Origin of the sequence: Aneurinibacillus tyrosinisolvens, assembly GCF_001015055.1 — a bacterium.
GTDB classification, from domain to species: Bacteria; Bacillota; Bacilli; order Aneurinibacillales; family Aneurinibacillaceae; genus Aneurinibacillus_A; species Aneurinibacillus_A tyrosinisolvens.
The window spans coordinates 40255-54221 of sequence record NZ_BBWZ01000005.1 but is presented as its reverse complement, the minus strand read 5'-3'; the positions used below and the strand labels follow the sequence as shown (position 1 = coordinate 54221).

Genomic DNA, 13967 nt, shown 5'->3' with positions numbered 1-13967 from the left:
GTTTTAAAATAACTTGACTCTTGCAGATTTTCATTAAAACCCTAAAAAAGGGAGGACAAGTGGAATGAACTCCCTTTTTTCTTGTTTACTTTCCGCCAAAACGCAGGGCCAGCTGGAGCAGCGTCCGGACGGCTACCCCTGTCGCCCCGGTTGGGTTGTGCCCCTTATCCTTATCCGTTGTGGCTGTCCCTGCAATATCAAGGTGAGCCCACGGCGTGTCCCCGGCAAACTCCCCAATGAAAAGAGCACCCTGTATCGACCCGGCAGGACGACCGGCATCATTCTTAATATCCGCAATCTCACTTTCGATGTATTCCTGATACTCTTCATACAAAGGCAGCTGCCATACCTTTTCTCCCGCCAGGCGTGCGGCTGCTTTTACTTCTTCCAGCCACTCTTCGTTGTTCGTCATAACCCCGGTTGCAACGTGCCCAAGTGCGGATATAACGGAGCCGGTCAATGTAGCTACATCGATAAGTTTGGTGGCCCCAAGGTGCTTCGCATAAGCGACCCCATCTGCAAGAATTAACCTTCCTTCCGCATCCGTATGTACAATTTCAATCGTTTTTCCCGCAAAAGAAGTAATCACATCAGCCGGCTTCAGGTTGTTTCCGGCGATCATGTTTTCACATGTTGGAATGACTGCAATCACATTGACATGCGGCTGCAGCGCGCCAATGGCGTCCATTGCACCGATAACCGCCGCCGCACCGGCCATATCCGTTTTCATTTCTCCCATGTGTTCGTCCGGCTTTACCTGAATGCCGCCCGTATCGAAGGTAACTCCTTTTCCAACGTATCCGAGCACTTCTCTACTGTCAGCTGCACCATAATATTTCATCACTATCATCTTCGGCTCATTTGTGCTGGCCTGTCCCACACCAAGAAGCGCTCCCATCCCGAGTTCCTCAAGATCCTGCTTATGGAGCACTTTAACCTCAAGATTTCGCCTGTGCGCAACTTCTTTCGCTTTCTCTGCCAGAATTGCCGGCGTCATTTTATTGCCCGGCTCATTTACAAGATCCCGGGTAAAATTGGTTGCATGCGCGGCCGCATCCGCCCGATCAAGCCCGCCTTGAATCGCATCTCGCTCCAGCTCCTCGCTTACAACTAAAATAAAATCCTGGATCGCGGGCGCTTCCGTTCCCTTCTTCTTATAACCGGTAAATGTATAGGTACCTAACTCGACACCTTCAACAACACCCTGGACAATATCAACCGGGTTCCAGAATTTCTTCTCCACATAATAATTGGATACGCCGAATGCGATATTTTTTATCCCCTTTTTCTGTGCATGTCTTGCACCAATTCCGATGGCATCCCGCACTTTTTCCACAGTCAGCTTGTTTTCTTTTCCTAGGCCAACCACAATCGTACGTTTCGCTGGGATTTTCCCCCAGTTGTGCAATAGCGTAATTTCTCCGAATTTCCCCGTAATCTCTTTCTCCGCAATGAGCTGGGAAATCCGGTGTCCCAATGCGTCATCTACCGTTTTCGTATATCCTTTCACATTGTCCTGGTCTTCACAGTACGTGACAATGAGACAGTCCGTCGCAATCGATGACATTCTTTCGGTGGAAATTTTGATTTTCACGGTACAGCACCCCCATCTAGTAATAAATCAGCCATTCGTATGCATAATGCACACAAAAAAAGCATACTTATCCTAAGTATGCTAATTCTGCAAAAAGGCCTTAATTTCCTTCCCATCTGGCTTCCTAAACTTCGAGCATGATTCGCTCCTGGTGCAGCTGGCAAAGCTTGCTCTTTGATACCTCAATCTGCCCTTTGTTCTGTACTTGCAGAGCTTCATAAAGAATGGCTAATTCATAGTCAATTTCAAGCTCCAATACAGGGATCCTTTCTTCAGCATCACAGCGCTTCAGTGCTTCCATCACGTCCTCTAGCGTTACTGTACATTCTTTCTCAAAAATGACCTCCCGCTGTCCTCCCGATATTTTAATAATTCGATCGGCTTCCCCATACCGAATTCTCTGCACAACAAGCTGTCCGCCAAAAAACATTTTTACAACGGCATGCCCTTTGGATTGCTCAATAAAATGCTGAAGAATTTTCTCAAAGCTCTGGTCTTTAATATTGTAATGCCGGTTGCGCAACCGATAACGGCGACCGACCTTTTTAAACGTGAACCGATGTGTTTCATATCCTGTTTGAACGGAGAGGAAAAAGTATTTGCCCGTTTCTTTCCATGCGACCGTTATGCCCTGCTCCGCCAGTTGCGCTACGAGTTCTTGAATCTGACTCTCCGTAAACCACAGTGCCACATCGCTATATTCAACCTGGTCGTATGCATGCATGATTATCCCTCCATTTTACTAAATATTCTGAAATTTTTGTTTATCTCATTTTATAATAGATAAACTATAAAAGCAATGGGAATTTGTTGTTTAACATTGTATGAGCGATATGGTAGGATCATGACAGTTATGTGAAATAGGAGGAGAAACCGTATGAGCTTCAAGGGATTTTCACAAGAAGATTTTGCTGTATTTACCATCCCGGGCCTGGAAGCCCGAATGGAAGCTTTAAAAGCATCCGTTCGCCCAAAGCTGGAGGAGCTGGGTGCCTACTTTGCTCCGCTGCTTTCAAGCGAAATGGGAGATGAAATGTTTTACCACACAGCCAAGCATGCAAGGCGGACCGTCCATCCCCCGGTTGATACGTGGGTGGCCTGGGCTGCGAATAAAAGAGGCTATAAAATGCTGCCGCATTTTCAGGTTGGCCTGTGGGAAACCCACCTATTTGTCTGGTTTGCGATCATTTATGAATCTCCGTTAAAGCCCGACTTTGCCCGGCAGCTTGAGCAGCACCGTACAAGCATCCTTCCTCACCTTCCGGAAGAGTTTGTATGGTCGCTTGACCACACAAAGCCACAGGTGTTTTCAAGCTCGGAAATGGATGAAGCCAAAATAACGGACGCTATACATAAATTAAAGCATGTGAAAAAGTCCGAAATCCTTTGCGGAATTACGATCGACAGGCATGACCCCATCGTTTCCGACGGACAGGCACTGCTGGAAAAAATAGAACATACGTTCCTCACATTAAAGCCGCTGTATGAACTATGCCGTGTTTCGGTGTGACGAAAAAAAGAAGGGGGTGCGATTTTTCCGTGCCCCCTTCTTTTTCACCTTAAACCTGGTTACTTACCTTGAAACTCTCATTGATACGCAGTCTGGCCGCATCCGCCTGGGCAAACATGTCATCAAAGAGCTGCTGTACGGTCGGTACATCGTTGATCAAGCCGATAACCTGCCCGGCCCAACCGTACCCGGCCGCCTCATTGCCATCATAAATATATTCACGGTTCGCCCTGCCGCTAACCATATCTTTAATATCCTCGTACGTTACACCTTCCTGCTCACGTGAAATGATGCTAAGCGCGTGTTCTGTCTTCAGCACACGGCCCGGAGCTCCCAGCGTCTTCTTAATAATAACAGTATCTGTTTCTTTTCCTTGAAGGATGGCCTGCTTGTACGCTTCGCTCGCGTGCACGCATTCCTGCGTGGCAATAAACCGTGTACCCATTTCAATTCCTTCCGCGCCGAGCGCAAGCGCCGCAAGAAGCCCCCTGCCGTCACCGATGCCGCCGCTCGCCAGCACGGGAATGGAAACGGACTCTACAACGCGCGGAATAAGCACCATCGTACCGATATCGTCACGGCCCAAATGGCCGCCGCCTTCCTGTCCTACCGCCATGACCGCGTCCGCTCCGAGCTCTTCTGCCTTCTGCGCCTGGCGCACCCCGGCAACGAGGACAAGCGTGCGAATGTTTTCTCCTTGAAGACGCTCGAATATCGGCTTGGGATTTCCGCCTGTTACCGAAATCGCGGCAACCTTCTCTTCAATCGCCACCTCCAGCATTTCTTCATACGGACGGCCATGCTGGCCAATGGCAAAATTCACCCCGAAAGGCTTATCCGTCAGCGTGCGTACTTTTTGAATTTCAGCCCGCAGCTTTTCCGGCGTTCCGAGCGTCATCGCCGTAATCTGCCCAAGCCCGCCGGCGTTTGAAACGGCAGCCGCTAATTCTGCATACGCAAGGTAAGCAAGCCCGCCTTGGACAATCGGATATTTAATCCCAAAAATTTCAGTTACACGTGTGTTCATGTCGCTCTCCCTCTCTTTATTATGGTTTCTCTTCTTTAGGTATTCGCTTTATAAATAGCAAATCCTTTAAATTTTTAAACAATATGCGTATAAACCCTGCCCGAACATGAATAAATTTGCAAGGAATCGCTTGCATTCGGGCATCATTTTGATATACTCAATTTGTTTGTTATCATAAGCTTGTTTGTTATAATTAGCTGCAATCACAACGAGTGGTACGTACTATGAAGGAAATGGGGAATGAAGCATGGATCAATCTAAAACTCCCCTGTTTACAGGGCTCCTGGAACATGCTCGGCGCAATCCGATCCAGTTTCACATTCCTGGCCACAAAAAAGGAGCCGGTATGCACCCGGAGTTCCGCGATTTTATCGGCCAGAATGCACTTTCAATCGATTTAATTAACATTGCTCCTCTTGATGATTTGCACCATCCAAGAGGCATGATTAAAGAAGCGCAGGAACTTGCCGCCGAAGCCTTCGGCGCTGACTATACGTTTTTTTCTGTGCAGGGAACAAGCGGAGCTATCATGACAATGGTAATGGCTGTTGTCGGTCCGGGAGAGAAAATTATCGTTCCGCGCAATGTGCATAAATCTGTTTTGTCTGCGATTATTTTCGCGGGCGCCATTCCGGTATTTATCCACCCGGTAATGGACGCCAACCTTGGTATCGCACACGGCATTACAACAGATTCTGTGCGAAAAGCGCTTGAACAAAACCCGACTGCTAAAGGGGTTGTCGTTATCAATCCAACCTACTTTGGGATTGCGGCAAACTTAAAAGAAATTGTGGATGTTGCGCATGAATTCAACGTGCCTGTCCTCGTAGACGAAGCCCACGGGGTACACATTCACTTCCATGAAGGGATGCCGATGTCTGCCATGCAGGCAGGTGCCGATATGGCCGCAACAAGCGTCCACAAGCTCGGGGGGTCCATGACCCAGAGCTCTGTACTTAACGTACGGGAAGGATTGGTTTCCGCCAATCGCGTCAAATCTGTTATTAGTATGCTGACAACGACATCCACCTCGTACCTGCTTCTTGCATCGCTTGATGTTGCAAGGAAACATCTCGTTGAGAAAGGAAAAGAGATGATGGACCGTGTGCTCGAGCTGGCTGCATATACGCGGGAGGAGATTAACAGTATCCCCGGTCTATACTGTGTAGGAAAAGAAATTCTCGGCGATGTCGCCACCTATGATATGGATCCTTCGAAGCTGATTATTCAGGTTCGCGGAATCGGCCTCACAGGGCACCAGGTGGAAGTGTGGCTGCGTGAGAAATATAATATTGAAGTTGAACTGAGCGATTTGTATAACATCCTCTGCCTTATCACACCGGGAGATACGATTCTTACGGTAACAACGCTCGTACAGGCGCTGCGCGAGCTTGCTCGTATTCAGCTTGGACAAAGCGCTGTAAAGCCTTTTACCGTACACCTGCCGAAAATCCCTGATTTGTCTCTGTTACCGAGAGAGGCTTTCTATTCCGAGACGGAGATTGTTCCTCTAAGGGAAACTGCCGGCCAGATTATGGCAGAATTCATCATGGTTTACCCGCCAGGCATTTCAATATTAATGCCCGGTGAAATTATTACGCAGGATAACATCGACTACATTATGGAAAATCTCGAAGCCGGCCTTCCCGTCCAGGGGCCGGAGGACGAATCGATTGAAACGATTAAAGTAATTAAGCGGACTCAGGCCATTAAATAACAGGAACTATCCGCAAAAAAAGGCCCCTCGTTTGTTTAAGCGAGGGGCTTTATCTATTCTCGTTCCACTATTTTTCTTCTTCACATGTCGGGCATCCGGAGCCGGATGCGTAAAGGACTTGTACTTTGTCATTTTCATAATGTTCGATAATCTTGTCACAATGTTGGCATACAATCGTTCCCATAGCATTCAACCTCCATTTTATATCGTAATAATGAATTAGGTTATACAACATCGAAAGTAAATCCGATTTAATGTGTTATATTGATACTATAATATGACATACTAATTTCGTCAACGGGTTTTCATTAATTTTTTTTCCACACCGTAAAAAAGGGCCTTCAGTCGTAAAAACTGAAGGCCCTCTTCGTATGCTGCTATTCATTTTCACAGTCGCAGCGCGTGGCATGCGATTAATACTGTGGGATTATTGTGTCCGTGAGAGGGAGCTGGCTTTGCAAAAAGATAGATAACTCTTGCGCTTCCTCATCATTTCCAATTGAGAACTTCTCCTTCAATACGCTGATGTTTTGTGCATCCTCCGTGCATAACAGTGAGGATCGGCCGGTTTGCATGCAAATCACCAGAGGCTTTCCAAAAAATTGATTCGTGTACACAAGACCGAAATCATAACGGGCGTTATCAGAAACAAATCCTATGAAGTTTACTTTTGTTGTTTCTGTCGTGTCATAAAGACGCTCGAACATTTAGAAATCCTCCTTTTTTTTTGAATTTACTGTTAATTCATTCTACCATACCTATAGTGTTTATGGAACAGAAATATATAGAAATAGGCGGAAGGTCACAAACTGTTCACTTCACCTTACACAGCCTGTTGTGCGACAATAAATTATAGCAGTACACATGCTTCATTTACAGAGAAACAAAAGAAAATTGGATAAAGGGTGGGCATTGTGAAAAAACGTACGATTACGCAAATTTCTATACTCTTATTATTTTTTATTGTTCCCCTGCTGGATATTTTCCGCATTGATTTAGTAGATTTACACTTTTACGTATTGCGGCAGCGCTTTTCTTTCAGCGACGGGCTCATTTTGCTGCTCACCGTTCTTCTGCTTGTTTTTGCATTCGTCTCCATTGCGCAGTGGTTTGGCCGGCAATTCTGCGGCTGGATGTGCCCGCACAATACATTCTCCGGCTATTTAACGAAAATCACTCACTCAAAAAGGCTAAAAAGAAAACAAATCGCTCTGCACCGCCCTCGATGTCGCTCTATCCATCATGTTTGCTCCGCTTATTGGATTCAGCATGATCGCTTACTTCTATAACCCCTCCGACCTGCTGCACGAAATTATAAACTTGGATACGTCCGCCTGGTCTCTCTGGGCTTATAGCATTACATCTGTCTTCTTCTTTGTGATGATTAACCGGTTGCGCCATCATTTTTGCCGGAACGCCTGCCCATATGGCATGCTGCAAATGATCCTTTCAGATAAAAACTCGCGCAAAGGCGGTGTTCGCAATATGTTCCGCGGCGCCGGCCTTGCGCTGACAATTCTCATGATGGTTCTGGCTTCCTTCCTGCTCTTCGCCATCTACACAAACATAGGATTCGCCATAAGCATCGGCAAAAATCTCCAAGGTGTGCCTGTACAGGGCCGAATCATTTATACATACAATCTTCAAATTGAGAACCTAAAAAATAAACCGGCTGTTTTTCATATTAACTATGAAAACATTCCCGCTGCGTGGAATCTGAAAATCCCTGAAGAGGCGCCTAATGAGGTAAAAACCGGGCCAAATTCCACAAAGTCGATCCCCCTCCTGTTCCGCGTTGATCAGGCGAGCATAGGGCAAAGCAATATAATAACGGTTAAAATTGCGAATGAGGACGGAAAAGAAATCACACGCCAAATTAATATTTTTCCCATTAAGAAGTAAAAAAAGGCCCCGGTTCTCGGGGCCTTTCATTATCCTTAGGTCGCAGCCAGCCTTCTCATTTTATCTTCTCCCTCACGGATCCAGTTAATCCTATCCTGTCCGTGGAGTTCACCCGCCAAAAATTCGAGGCATTCATAGAACAAAGCGGAAACATTTCTTCCATACTTTGTTTCAAGATTCCCCAATGCCTGTGTAATGCGGAATACGTCTGGAGCCTGGAGGCGGCTATCCTCAATAATTCGTTTTCCCTTGTCAGTCAAGTAAACATTAACAACGCGGCCGTCTTTATCACTCTTCTCAATGGTAACAAGTTCTTTTTCCATCATCTTTTTTACATGAATAACAACAGAAGACGGATGCCAGAATGTCCAGTCGGCAATCTGGGTTACACGTACTCCTTCATAGCAATAAACAATCCAAAGAATGTTAAGCTGTACCGCAGAATCAAGGTCCAGCCTCCGGGCAGCCGTCTCCCAGTCATCCTTGTTCACAACGGAAATCGCTCTGAGTATGTTCAACACTTCATGCAATTCATGTGTATCGGTCATTCTATTTTCCACCGCTTCCCCCTCTTCTCCACCGATAAGAATAAATATAATTTATTTTATTTATATATAATAGTATATTTTTCTAAAAATTTAGTCAACATCTTATTATTACCTTTTATGTTCCACTGGCTTTTCGGTTGTCAAAGGGAGGAGGGGATGCTAAACTGAAAAATAGGATGAAAATAGAAATCGGGAGCAGGAGTGAGTCGATTGGGCAGAAGTGCGTACATAACATTCGTTGAAGGTTCAACCGTTCAACAGGTGTCCTTGCAGGATGTGAAGGAAAAAATAAATCATTACATAGACATGGTAAACAAAACAGCTAAGCAATTGGACTGGGAGTATAATAACGCTGCCTTTCCTTACACGATTGTAGAAAAACCGGAGGCCCGCGGACAGTGGCTTTACTTGCAGGGAAAGGACAGCAAGCTGTACAAATATATACTGGTCGGGGTCGGCTCCCGCCAGATTGAGAAAAAAGCGGCACAGCCGAAAACCGATGCAGATGAGGAAACCTCTTCTGTTAGTACGCCCACCCAGGAACATTACATACAGATTACACTGACTGAGGAATCGACGCACGGTGATAAAGGAAAGGCAAATGAATTTTGTAAACATCTAGGGAAGGAATACAAAGCACAGGTCCAGCTGTTCAACGATCGTGTGATGTATTATAATCCCCGAAAATAAAAAGCACCGTCTCATGACGATGCTTTTTTATTTTCCCTGTGCCGTTATATAGTCCCTTACTTTTTGCAGCTTCACGTATTCTGCCTTCTTCAAACTATACTCGTAGCCTGCATATAAATAAGCTGCTTCTGCCAGGCTGCAAGACGCATGGCAGACTGCCCCTTCGGTCGAATACGGATTGTCGAAAATAACCTGCCAATCTCCCTTTCTTTCCGAAATAGGAATTTGTGCCAGAACCGCTATTTTTCGTTCATAGATGAAGTGAAACTCTTTCCAGATTCCATCCCACGACGGGCTGTATTGGGCGGGAGAAGGAACGGCCTGTTTTGCTTTCGTGAAGAAATCGTTCCACTCTTCCAAATCCGCTTCAGTAGCCGAGGCGCGCAGTTCGTTCTCCAGCTGAAAAACAATCGACTGCACCGCTTTGTACCCGTTCTCTTTAATTTGCTTTGCAGCTTCTTCTTCGCAGCCGTTGCCTTTAATGAATTCGATAATGGATTCCGTCTTCGTCATATTCTCCCTCATCTTATGTAAAGTAGTCGCTTCCTGCGTAAGAACTGTTTGTAAAGACAAAAAGGCAGATGCGCTCTGCCCTTTCATTATCCTGCATAAGGAAGAATCCGTTCGGATTGTTTCAGCGAATAATACCGGCCATCCACCATGCGTACACCTAATTCCACACAATATTCCCGGGTGCATTCCATTCCGTATAGAAGCCAGTTTGATGCCTGAAAATTAATGTCGAAATCAACATATTTATCAAGGCCATCATTCTTTACCATTCGGTCGGTTATGTCATACAACCGGAGCACAAACGGCAATTCAGAAACCGGAATCGCAAACCGCTGCTCAATGGCCTCCTTCTGTGGGTCTCTCACGTCCCATGATGCCACAAGCGACTGTGTATCTTTCCATGCAACACATATGTTCGGTCCATCCAAATTATTTTTGGAGGTGCGCCTCTTAGGCTTTGCTTTCATTCGCTGCTCTCTTTCCTTTCTATAATAAAATAAAATTGGCATTGTCTTACATCTGATATTTACTTTTTATTATACCATTTGTATATGCGAATAGAAACATTCCGGTCTGCAAATTTTACTGAGAGTGAATAATGTTTTCTCCGACCATACGGTACTCTCCGCTGCTTCCTTCTTTCATAATTAACTGAACCTTATAGTCCCCTGACTGCTTAAATTTTAATCCCTTTACGTGGTGTGTATAGAGAAAAGCGGTTCCGTTGCGCGCAGTCGAGTAGCTCTGCGGGTAGCTTACATATTCTTCCGTTCCCGAAGGGCTGCGTACAACAATTTTAAATACAATCGAATCTATCTTTGGCACATTATCTATGTCTGCAAATATGTCAAAGGAAACTGTATTTCCTTTTGATACGACCATAAATGGCGACTTAATTTGATAATCTTTCCGTTCTGTTTCTCCAATTTCGGACGCCACAATCATATTGACGTTTGGCTTAATGAGCGAAGTCTGGCCGGTCGCCTCATCCTTTTGTACGAAAGCGCCCATTTTTTCCGCGGCGCTCTCAAGCGGAAGCATTGTCGTGTTATTGACTACAAAAGCAGGAGGGTTTTCCCCATTTAGGCTTGCACCATTAATTTGCACGTCAGCTACAGGGTACTTGCCCATATAAACGTTTCCTGATGCCGCTGCCACTCCCGACACGAACAGGGAAGATAATAGGATTAGCGCTTTTCGTTTCATGTTACTCCCTCTTTTCCGATTCATTCACCTACTTTCTTATACGCTTGTTAAGCTGCTTTGTTTTTCTCTCGCCGGCTCTTTTTTGTATTTGTATAATTCATACAAAAGGGAGGCTGTGTTCCTTACGCAATCCGCTTATTCCCACCGTTCCTGCCATCAATCGGGAATTCCTTTGGAAGATCGATAGAAACTCTCCACGCCACTTGTTTTTGCAGAACGTATTCCATAATGGCTGAAGCTCCAAGAAAGGTGATCAAGTCCCAATTCCAAGGGTTCATTTACCTCGCCTCCTGTTTATTTATATCTTATGCATCATACTGAACATGAGAGCTACTTCTTATTTTCTCCAGTGATATTTTTCCGGATGATAAAAAGCCTCTGCAAAATCTGCAGAGGCCTGAAGAACTTTTATTCGATTAAAAAACTGTATTACTTAGAAAAGACACTGAACAGTTTTTGATAGCCTGTAACAATGCTCTGGTAATATCCAGAGATTTTATCAGCTATTGTCGCTGTCTCTTCCTCATCAATTTTGCCGTCACCATTTAGCATTCCGTCTTGAGGCTGTGTGACTTTACTGGCAGCATTATCAGCTTCAGCTTTCACGGCTTCCCCGGTCTGTTTTACCTCTTCTGCTTTGTTTTCAATTGTGTCTGTTGTTGTTTTCACATCAGGAGTATTGGCTGTTTCATTTTCTTTATTTACTACAGGTGTTAGGCTGATTCCGCCTGCTCCGGTTGCTTTTTGAACTTGTTCAGATGCATTCGTTACCGGCTCCGCAGCTTTTTCGCTCTGTTGAGCTTTACTATCAGTTGGCTGCTCTTTATTTATATAGTTATCCAAAGATTTTTTATAATATCCAATTAACGACTCATATTCGAACGTGCTCTTTCATAAAATATTTGCAAATTACTAATGTTATTCAGCCTGCTTATTATTATGTTGCGTGTTCAATTGCCGTTCTCGCTCCGCTTCTTCTTCATCCCGCAGGCGGTGTGCCATCCGGCTAGAGGCAGAGGCGGCGATACTTGCGACGAGATCATCGAGAAAAGTATGCACCCCGTTTCCTCTCTTCGTGTCCAGCCTCTTAATAATACCGATTTTCTGCTTATCAAGATGACCAAATGTAGTGACCGCAATACTTCCATAACCAAATACGGAGCCGAGGGCAAGCGTTTCATCGCAGCCGAATAGCCCTTCATCCATCTCCACAATAGATTGCAGCGGCTCTGACATCATTCTTTTCTCGGCCATGATATCCAATTCAGTCCCAACAAGGATTGCATGCTGGACCTCCCTTTTTTCTAAAACAGCGTAGACGCTTTCAACGCATGCATCCATTTTTAACCCAACATTATATGGGGCCTGCATCAAGTAGACAACTTCTGCTATATCTTCAATCATAACTCCCCGTTCATCCAGGCGTTTTAATGCAGCTGTTCGTACGTCCCTGCTGTGTACCTGTTTTTTCATTATTATCTGTCCCCTCTCCGAGCCAATGACAGCGTAAAAAAAGTACTTATTACATCATATCGCCGGCCAGGCCCATCAATGACAGTGCTAAACGCACAATTCTTTTAGAAAGGGGGGGCATGGAAAGGAGGACGGTTTTTACAAAATGGGCTATACTATAAATAAAAACCGGCCCTATGGCCGGTCTTTGTGGTCAAACTCAGGTTCTTTTCCCGCTGGGACAGACTCTCCGGACAATGTCCATTCCGGGTAATCACTTACCCGATTCACAACAACTACTAACAAATAGCTGACCATGAATAATAAAATGAGAGCAATAAAGGAAAATACAACAATATAGACAAGTTCCATACATAACAACCTCCTAACGGCACTACTTGTAGGTTGTACATATGGCAAGTAAAATATACCAGCAATTTCATTTGTGAAAAACAGGAGATGATCGCATGGCAGGATATACAGTCAAAGCAGTGAATGAACAGGTTATGAAAGAGAAGGCCTTAGAAGTTCGCCGCCTTGTGTTTATTCAGGAGCAAAACGTACCCGAAGAATTGGAAATCGATGAACATGATGAGGAAACAAACGGAGCTGTCCGGCACTTTATTGCCCTGGACGAAAGCGGACAGGCAGTCGGCACGGCAAGGCTGCGCGCGTATAATAAAGGAATCGGCAAGGCGGAAAGGGTCGCCGTCCTTCCATCCCACAGAAGCGGGGGTGTAGGTTACCTGTTGATGAAGAAGCTAGAAGAGGAAGCCAAACAGGAGGGCTACCATTCGATTAAGCTCCATTCCCAGACGCATGCCCGGCCTTTCTACGAACGGCTCGGCTACGAGGCTCAAGGCGATATCTTTATGGATGCGGGCATCGAACACATCGAGATGATTAAATCCTTATAATTAGAGAAAGGCGCAACGAATGCGCCTTTCTCTTTTTTCACTTGCCGGCAAGTTCTTTTAGCCTGCGAACCGTGTCCACTGTCGTGGACCGTTCACCAAGATCCCCATGAAACACTTTCCCGTTCCGAAATCCATGGAAATCGGAGCCTGCGGTCTTCAATAAGCTATGCTTATCCGCCATTTGTTCGTATATCTTCTCATCTTCTTCGCTATGATCAGGGTGGTGAACTTCGATCCCCTTCAACCCGTAGGCGATGAGCCGCTCGACTAACTGCGTATCATTGTACAAACCAGGATGGGCAAGAATGGCAACGCCGCCTGCTTTGTGAATCATATCGATTGCCTCTTCCGGAGAAATGCGCGGAGGATTTACATAAGCGGCACCATCCTGGCCCAGGTATTTATCAAACGCTTCCTGCATGGAAGAAACAAAGCCTTTTTCAACGAGCACCTCAGCAATGTGGGGGCGCCCTATGTTGCCTGTTTTTTCTTTTTTACGGCTCTCGACCTCCGCCATCGTAACGGGAAATCCAAGTTCATTCAGCTTTTCAACGAGCATGCGGTTTCTTATGTTGCGCACATCCCGCAGGCTTTCCAGGCGCGTAAGAAACTCAGCATCCTCGATGTTTATATAATAGCCCAGCACATGAATATCCCTGCCTCCATCAACAGAGCTGATTTCAATTCCCGGGACGATTTCGACCCCTAGCCTTTCCCCTTCCCGTATTGCATCAGGAATAGCGGCTACCGTATCGTGATCCGTGATGCCTAAAGCCGTAAGCCCTCTATTTTTTGCCCGCTCAATTGATTCCTGTGCGGTACATGTACCGTCTGAAGCTACTGTATGTGAGTGAAGATCCACTTTTCCCATTGTATTCACCTCTTGTTTAG

The 13967-nt window shown here is 45.6% G+C and carries 19 protein-coding genes and 1 pseudogene; 6 read left to right on the top strand and 14 right to left on the bottom strand.

Annotated elements, in window-relative coordinates; all coding sequences use genetic code 11:
• Window positions 1-85 precede the first annotated feature (85 nt).
• Together MBEAL2_RS06455 and MBEAL2_RS06450 are read right to left on the bottom strand one after the other, a co-directional pair.
• On the bottom strand, window positions 86-1594 hold the full coding sequence (locus MBEAL2_RS06455) for a leucyl aminopeptidase (protein ID WP_052947527.1): 1509 nt from the start codon (window positions 1592-1594) through the stop codon (window positions 86-88).
• A 124-nt stretch (window positions 1595-1718) separates the two neighbouring features.
• Complete coding sequence (locus tag MBEAL2_RS06450) at window positions 1719-2318, bottom strand: YkzI domain-containing protein (RefSeq protein ID WP_047151516.1); 600 nt, start codon at window positions 2316-2318, stop codon at window positions 1719-1721.
• A 153-nt stretch (window positions 2319-2471) separates the two neighbouring features.
• Between MBEAL2_RS06450 and MBEAL2_RS06445 the strand changes: the two genes are divergently transcribed.
• Entirely contained in the window at window positions 2472-3104 is a 633-nt protein-coding gene (locus tag MBEAL2_RS06445; protein WP_047151515.1) for a DUF1054 domain-containing protein, read from the top strand.
• Between the two features lie 49 nt (window positions 3105-3153).
• Here the strand turns inward: MBEAL2_RS06445 and MBEAL2_RS06440 are convergent.
• Window positions 3154-4137, bottom strand: a pseudogene (locus tag MBEAL2_RS06440) (NAD(P)H-dependent flavin oxidoreductase); the annotation flags it as partial.
• Window positions 4138-4378: 241 nt separating this feature from the next.
• Here MBEAL2_RS06440 and MBEAL2_RS06435 point away from each other — a divergent pair.
• Window positions 4379-5848 carry an aminotransferase class I/II-fold pyridoxal phosphate-dependent enzyme gene (locus MBEAL2_RS06435; RefSeq protein WP_047151513.1) on the top strand — a complete coding sequence of 490 codons (1470 nt, stop codon included), beginning with the start codon at window positions 4379-4381 and terminating at the stop codon, window positions 5846-5848.
• A 67-nt stretch (window positions 5849-5915) separates the two neighbouring features.
• Here MBEAL2_RS06435 and MBEAL2_RS30045 read toward each other — a convergent pair whose 3' ends face one another.
• Both MBEAL2_RS30045 and MBEAL2_RS06430 read right to left on the bottom strand, forming a co-directional pair.
• Window positions 5916-6032 (bottom strand): GapA-binding peptide SR1P, encoded by a 117-nt coding sequence (locus tag MBEAL2_RS30045; protein ID WP_082129793.1) that lies wholly within the window; start codon window positions 6030-6032, stop codon window positions 5916-5918.
• 229 nt (window positions 6033-6261) lie between these two features.
• Complete coding sequence (locus MBEAL2_RS06430) at window positions 6262-6555, bottom strand: DUF3055 domain-containing protein (RefSeq protein ID WP_047151512.1); 294 nt, start codon at window positions 6553-6555, stop codon at window positions 6262-6264.
• A 207-nt stretch (window positions 6556-6762) separates the two neighbouring features.
• Between MBEAL2_RS06430 and MBEAL2_RS30040 the strand changes: the two genes are divergently transcribed.
• Both MBEAL2_RS30040 and MBEAL2_RS06425 read left to right on the top strand, forming a co-directional pair.
• On the top strand, window positions 6763-7137 hold the full coding sequence (locus MBEAL2_RS30040) for a 4Fe-4S binding protein (protein WP_161798182.1): 375 nt from the start codon (window positions 6763-6765) through the stop codon (window positions 7135-7137).
• Window positions 7091-7750: a FixG Ig-like domain-containing protein gene (locus tag MBEAL2_RS06425; protein WP_047151511.1), complete on the top strand. Its 660-nt coding sequence runs from the start codon at window positions 7091-7093 to the stop codon at window positions 7748-7750. The genes MBEAL2_RS30040 and MBEAL2_RS06425 overlap by 47 nt, the downstream gene beginning before the upstream one ends.
• Before the next feature lie 35 nt (window positions 7751-7785).
• Here the strand turns inward: MBEAL2_RS06425 and MBEAL2_RS06420 are convergent, their stop codons facing one another.
• A complete protein-coding gene (locus tag MBEAL2_RS06420) occupies window positions 7786-8298 on the bottom strand; it encodes a MarR family winged helix-turn-helix transcriptional regulator (RefSeq protein WP_047151692.1) in 513 nt (170 codons plus the stop codon).
• Window positions 8299-8499: 201 nt separating this feature from the next.
• Here MBEAL2_RS06420 and MBEAL2_RS06415 point away from each other — a divergent pair, with 201 nt between their 5' ends.
• Window positions 8500-8988: a DUF1885 family protein gene (locus MBEAL2_RS06415; RefSeq protein ID WP_439644830.1), complete on the top strand. Its 489-nt coding sequence runs from the start codon at window positions 8500-8502 to the stop codon at window positions 8986-8988.
• Window positions 8989-9015: 27 nt separating this feature from the next.
• Here the strand turns inward: MBEAL2_RS06415 and MBEAL2_RS28950 are convergent, their stop codons facing one another.
• The 7 genes from MBEAL2_RS28950 to MBEAL2_RS31660 form a co-directional block, all read right to left on the bottom strand.
• Entirely contained in the window at window positions 9016-9501 is a 486-nt protein-coding gene (locus tag MBEAL2_RS28950) for a hypothetical protein (RefSeq protein WP_152667721.1), read from the bottom strand.
• 86 nt (window positions 9502-9587) lie between these two features.
• Window positions 9588-9968, bottom strand: coding sequence for a DUF4912 domain-containing protein (locus tag MBEAL2_RS06405; protein WP_047151509.1), 381 nt, complete (start codon window positions 9966-9968; stop codon window positions 9588-9590).
• A gap of 115 nt (window positions 9969-10083) precedes the next feature.
• A complete protein-coding gene (locus tag MBEAL2_RS06400; protein ID WP_047151508.1) occupies window positions 10084-10707 on the bottom strand; it encodes a stalk domain-containing protein in 624 nt (207 codons plus the stop codon).
• A 122-nt stretch (window positions 10708-10829) separates the two neighbouring features.
• On the bottom strand, window positions 10830-10985 hold the full coding sequence (locus tag MBEAL2_RS31665) for a hypothetical protein (protein WP_161798181.1): 156 nt from the start codon (window positions 10983-10985) through the stop codon (window positions 10830-10832).
• Between the two features lie 151 nt (window positions 10986-11136).
• Window positions 11137-11550 (bottom strand): hypothetical protein, encoded by a 414-nt coding sequence (locus MBEAL2_RS06395; protein ID WP_047151507.1) that lies wholly within the window; start codon window positions 11548-11550, stop codon window positions 11137-11139.
• A gap of 75 nt (window positions 11551-11625) precedes the next feature.
• The gene (locus MBEAL2_RS06390) at window positions 11626-12180 is read right to left on the bottom strand and encodes a phosphatidylglycerophosphatase A family protein (RefSeq protein WP_047151506.1); all 555 of its coding nucleotides are present in this window, start codon (window positions 12178-12180) and stop codon (window positions 11626-11628) included.
• A 174-nt stretch (window positions 12181-12354) separates the two neighbouring features.
• On the bottom strand, window positions 12355-12531 hold the full coding sequence (locus MBEAL2_RS31660) for a hypothetical protein (protein WP_161798180.1): 177 nt from the start codon (window positions 12529-12531) through the stop codon (window positions 12355-12357).
• 95 nt (window positions 12532-12626) lie between these two features.
• On the opposite strand from MBEAL2_RS31660, the gene MBEAL2_RS06385 reads away from it, so the two are divergent.
• Window positions 12627-13076, top strand: coding sequence for a GNAT family N-acetyltransferase (locus MBEAL2_RS06385; RefSeq protein ID WP_047151505.1), 450 nt, complete (start codon window positions 12627-12629; stop codon window positions 13074-13076).
• 37 nt (window positions 13077-13113) lie between these two features.
• On the opposite strand, the gene MBEAL2_RS06380 is transcribed toward MBEAL2_RS06385, so the two are convergent.
• A complete protein-coding gene (locus MBEAL2_RS06380; RefSeq protein WP_047151504.1) occupies window positions 13114-13947 on the bottom strand; it encodes a PHP domain-containing protein in 834 nt (277 codons plus the stop codon).
• Between the last annotated feature and the right edge of the window lie 20 nt (window positions 13948-13967).